Genomic DNA, 5,493 nt, shown 5'->3' on the forward strand with positions numbered 1-5,493 from the left:
TGTTCTTTGAGAACTCAATAGTGTGTCGATGAATGTCAGTGCCAATAATTTATTGGTTCCGGTCTTCTGCACCCCCGTGTGGGAGGTCGGACATTTAGTCAGCAAATACTTTTGCTGGCGTTTGATTTTGCCAAGGTTTTCGGACTCTGGTTAATTCTTCCGATTACTGCTTCGGCAGCGATTGAGAGTCTTCAACGGAGAGTTTGATCCTGGCTCAGGACGAACGCTAGCGGCGTGCTTAACACATGCAAGTCGAGCGGTAAGGCCTTCGGGTACACGAGCGGCGAACGGGTGAGTAACACGTGGGTGATCTGCCTCGCACTCTGGGATAAGCCTGGGAAACTGGGTCTAATACCGGATACGACCACCGAATGCATGTTCGGTGGTGGAAAGGTTTACTGGTGCGAGATGGGCCCGCGGCCTATCAGCTTGTTGGTGAGGTAACGGCTCACCAAGGCGACGACGGGTAGCCGACCTGAGAGGGTGACCGGCCACACTGGGACTGAGACACGGCCCAGACTCCTACGGGAGGCAGCAGTGGGGAATATTGCACAATGGGCGAAAGCCTGATGCAGCGACGCCGCGTGGAGGATGACGGCCTTCGGGTTGTAAACTCCTTTTGACAGGGACGAAGCGCAAGTGACGGTACCTGTAGAAGAAGCACCGGCCAACTACGTGCCAGCAGCCGCGGTAATACGTAGGGTGCGAGCGTTGTCCGGAATTACTGGGCGTAAAGAGCTTGTAGGCGGTCTGTCACGTCTTCTGTGAAAACTTGGGGCTCAACCTTAAGCTTGCAGGGGATACGGGCAGACTAGAGTACTTCAGGGGAGACTGGAATTCCTGGTGTAGCGGTGAAATGCGCAGATATCAGGAGGAACACCGGTGGCGAAGGCGGGTCTCTGGGAAGTAACTGACGCTGAGAAGCGAAAGCATGGGTAGCAAACAGGATTAGATACCCTGGTAGTCCATGCCGTAAACGGTGGGTACTAGGTGTGGGGCTCCTTCCACGGACTCCGTGCCGAAGCTAACGCATTAAGTACCCCGCCTGGGGAGTACGGCCGCAAGGCTAAAACTCAAAGGAATTGACGGGGGCCCGCACAAGCGGCGGAGCATGTGGATTAATTCGATGCAACGCGAAGAACCTTACCTGGGTTTGACATACACCGGAAAGCCATAGAGATATGGCCCCCCTTGTGGTCGGTGTACAGGTGGTGCATGGCTGTCGTCAGCTCGTGTCGTGAGATGTTGGGTTAAGTCCCGCAACGAGCGCAACCCTTATCTTATGTTGCCAGCGCGTAATGGCGGGGACTCGTGAGAGACTGCCGGGGTCAACTCGGAGGAAGGTGGGGACGACGTCAAGTCATCATGCCCCTTATGTCCAGGGCTTCACACATGCTACAATGGCCGGTACAGAGGGCTGCGATACCGCGAGGTGGAGCGAATCCCTTAAAGCCGGTCTCAGTTCGGATCGGGGTCTGCAACTCGACCCCGTGAAGTTGGAGTCGCTAGTAATCGCAGATCAGCAACGCTGCGGTGAATACGTTCCCGGGCCTTGTACACACCGCCCGTCACGTCATGAAAGTCGGTAACACCCGAAGCCGGTGGCCTAACCCTTGTGGAGGGAGCCGTCGAAGGTGGGATTGGCGATTGGGACGAAGTCGTAACAAGGTAGCCGTACCGGAAGGTGCGGCTGGATCACCTCCTTTCTAAGGAGCACATCTCCACGACTCTTCACACAGGTGAATGACGTTGTGGCAGAGACCGTTTAGTTCCCATTCGTGGAACTGCGGACGCTCATGGGTGGAACATTGACAACCTCATCGCACTCGATCAATCCTCAGCGGTTGGTCGCGGTGATATACCGACACACTATTGGGTCCTGAAAGAACAGACGTAAGTCTGGCTTTCTGGATATCAAAACAAACGACGAGGCTTCGTCCGCGACATACCGCGGTGGGTGAGAATCCGCCGGCTGGTGACGCAGTAGCGATGGGGTCTTGTGTGTTGTTTGAGAACTGCACAGTGGACGCGAGCATCTTTGTTAGTAAGTGAAAAAGAGCGTACGGTGGATGCCTTGGCACCAGGAGCCGATGAAGGACGTAGTAGGCTGCGATAAGCCTCGGGGAGCTGTCAAACGAGCTGAGATCCGAGGATTTCCGAATGGGGAAACCCAGCACGAGTGATGTCGTGTTACCCGCGCCTGAATATATAGGGCGTGTGGAGGGAACGTGGGGAAGTGAAACATCTCAGTACCCACAGGAAGAGAAAACAACAGTGATTCCGTGAGTAGTGGCGAGCGAAAGCGGATGAGGCTAAACCAGGGGCGTGTGATAGCCGGCAGGCGTTGCGTTTCTGGGGTTGTGGGATCTCTCTTCTCAGTTCTGCCGAACTGAGCACAAGTAAGAAACCGTTGTGTTAGTCGAAGTGGCCTGGGACGGCCTGTCGTAGAGGGTGAGAATCCCGTAGACGAAAACTCAACGGCTTGTGTGAGAGACACCCGAGTAGCAGCGGGCCCGTGAAATCTGCTGTGAATCTGTCGGGACCACCCGATAAGCCTGAATACTACCTGGTGACCGATAGCGGACTAGTACCGTGAGGGAAAGGTGAAAAGTACCCCGGGAGGGGAGTGAAATAGTACCTGAAACCGTGCGCTTACAATCCGTCAAAGCCCTCCTTCGTGGTGGGGTGATGGCGTGCCTTTTGAAGAATGAGCCTGCGAGTCATCGGTGTGTGGCAAGGTTAACCCGTGTGGGGTAGCCGTAGCGAAAGCGAGTCCGAATAGGGCGCCTGAGTCGCACACTATGGACCCGAAGCGGAGTGATCTACCCATGGCCAGGGTGAAGCGACGGTAAGACGTCGTGGAGGCCCGAACCCACTTAGGTTGAAAACTGAGGGGATGAGCTGTGGGTAGGGGTGAAAGGCCAATCAAACTCCGTGATAGCTGGTTCTCCCCGAAATGCATTTAGGTGCAGCGTCGCGTGTTTCTCACCGGAGGTAGAGCTACTGGATGGCCTAGGGGGCCCACAAGCTTACCGAAGTCAGCCAAACTCCGAATGCCGGTGAGTGAGAGCGCGGCAGTGAGACTGTGGGGGATAAGCTTCATAGTCGAGAGGGAAACAGCCCAGATCGCCGGCTAAGGCCCCTAAGCGTGTACTAAGTGGAAAAGGATGTGGGGTCGCGAAGACAACCAGGAGGTTGGCTTAGAAGCAGCCACCCTTGAAAGAGTGCGTAATAGCTCACTGGTCAAGTGATCCTGCGCCGACAATGTAGCGGGGCTCAAGTACACCGCCGAAGCCGCGGCACTCAGACATTATTCTGCTTTCGAGCCAGGAGTCTGGGTGGGTAGGGGAGCGTCGTATGGCCAGGGAAGCGGCGGAGTGATCCAGCCGTGGAGGCCATGCGAGTGAGAATGCAGGCATGAGTAGCGAAAGACGAGTGAGAAACTCGTCCGCCGAATGACCAAGGGTTCCTGGGCCAGGTTAATCCGCCCAGGGTGAGTCGGGACCTAAGGCGAGGCCGACAGGCGTAGTCGATGGACAACGGGTTGATATTCCCGTACCCGTGTATCCGCGCCCAATGGCGAATCTAGTGTGCTAACTGTCCAAAAGCGGTCTTATCGAGCCTTCGGGTGAGAGGGAACGCGGCTGCACAGGACCCTGCTGGTAGTAGTCAAGCGATGGGGTGACGCAGGAAGGTAGCTGGGCCAGGTGATGGAATACCTGGTGTAAGCCTGTAGGGCGTTGTGTAGGCAAATCCGCACAGCATATAGCCTGAGAGGTGATGCGTAGCCGATTGAGGCGAATTCAGTGATCCTATGCTGCCGAGAAAAGCCTCTAGCGAGCTGGTACACGGCCCGTACCCCAAACCGACACAGGTGGTCAGGTAGAGAATACTAAGGCGATCGAGATAACTGTGGTTAAGGAACTCGGCAAAATACCTCCGTAACTTCGGGAGAAGGAGGGCCTTGTCTGGTGAATGGACTTGCTCCAGGAGCTGGGTGAGGTCGCAGAGACCAGTGAGAAGCGACTGTTTACTAAAAACACAGGTCCGTGCGAAGTCGTAAGACGATGTATACGGACTGACGCCTGCCCGGTGCCGGAAGGTTAAGAGGACCGGTTAGCTACTTCGGTGGCGAAGCTGAGAATTTAAGCCCCGGTAAACGGCGGTGGTAACTATAACCATCCTAAGGTAGCGAAATTCCTTGTCGGGTAAGTTCCGACCTGCACGAATGGCGTAACGACTTCTCAGCTGTCTCAACCACAGACTCGGCGAAATTGCATTACGAGTAAAGATGCTCGTTACGCGCGGCAGGACGAAAAGACCCCGGGACCTTCACTATAGCTTGGTATTGGTGTTCGGTACGGTTTGTGTAGGATAGGTGGGAGACTGTGAAATCGGCACGCCAGTGTCGAGGGAGTCATCGTTGAAATACCACTCTGATCGTATTGGACCTCTAACCTCGGACCATGATCTGGTTCAGGGACAGTGCCTGGTGGGTAGTTTAACTGGGGCGGTTGCCTCCCAAAATGTAACGGAGGCGCCCAAAGGTTCCCTCAGCCTGGTTGGCAATCAGGTGTCGAGTGCAAGTGCACAAGGGAGCTTGACTGTGAGACCGACAGGTCGAGCAGGGACGAAAGTCGGGACTAGTGATCCGGCACCGGCAAGTGGAAGCGGTGTCGCTCAACGGATAAAAGGTACCCCGGGGATAACAGGCTGATCTTCCCCAAGAGTCCATATCGACGGGATGGTTTGGCACCTCGATGTCGGCTCGTCGCATCCTGGGGCTGGAGTAGGTCCCAAGGGTTGGGCTGTTCGCCCATTAAAGCGGCACGCGAGCTGGGTTTAGAACGTCGTGAGACAGTTCGGTCTCTATCCGCCGCGCGCGTCAGAAACTTGAGGAAGGCTGTCCCTAGTACGAGAGGACCGGGACGGACGAACCTCTGGTGTGCCAGTTGTTCCGCCAGGAGCACGGCTGGTTTGCTACGTTCGGAAGGGATAACCGCTGAAAGCATCTAAGCGGGAAGCCTGTTCCAAGATGAGGTTTCTTTCCCCCTCGAGGGGTTAAGGCCCCCAACAGACCATTGGGTTGATAGGCCGGAACTGGAAGCCCTGTAAGGGGTGTAGGTGACCGGTACTAATAGGCCGAGGACTTATTAACAAAGTTGCTACGCGTCCACTGTGCGGTATCTGAAACAACACACAGATCACCGAGACAAATGAAGAGGTGAGGAGAGCCTTGTTCTCCGAACTTTCTTCCTGGCTCTCTGTGTGACAGTTTCATAGAGTTACGGCGGCTATAGCGGTGGGGAAACGCCCGGTCCCATTCCGAACCCGGAAGCTAAGGCCACCTGCGCCGATGGTACTGCACTCGACAGGGTGTGGGAGAGTAGGACACCGCCGGAACATCTTTCCGAAAGGGGACCCTGAACAGGGTCCCCTTTCGTCGTTTCACGACCTGGAGCCGCGTGGACGCTCGTCTGTCCGCGCGTGATT

Annotated in this window: 3 rRNA genes; all 3 read left to right on the forward strand. The window is 55.8% G+C overall.

Annotated features, from left to right (window positions below):
- Positions 1 to 191 precede the first annotated feature (191 nt).
- Positions 192 to 1,706: ribosomal RNA gene (locus NJ1_RS37675) — 16S ribosomal RNA — on the forward strand.
- 336 nt (positions 1,707 to 2,042) lie between these two features.
- Positions 2,043 to 5,158: ribosomal RNA gene (locus NJ1_RS37680) — 23S ribosomal RNA — on the forward strand.
- Positions 5,159 to 5,286: 128 nt separating this feature from the next.
- A 5S ribosomal RNA gene (gene rrf, locus NJ1_RS37685) occupies positions 5,287 to 5,403 on the forward strand.
- The 16S, 23S and 5S rRNA genes sit together here, the layout of an rRNA operon.
- The last annotated feature ends 90 nt before the right edge of the window (positions 5,404 to 5,493 follow it).

This window comes from Nocardia jejuensis NBRC 103114, assembly GCF_001613145.1.
Taxonomy (GTDB): domain Bacteria; phylum Actinomycetota; class Actinomycetes; order Mycobacteriales; family Mycobacteriaceae; genus Nocardia; species Nocardia jejuensis.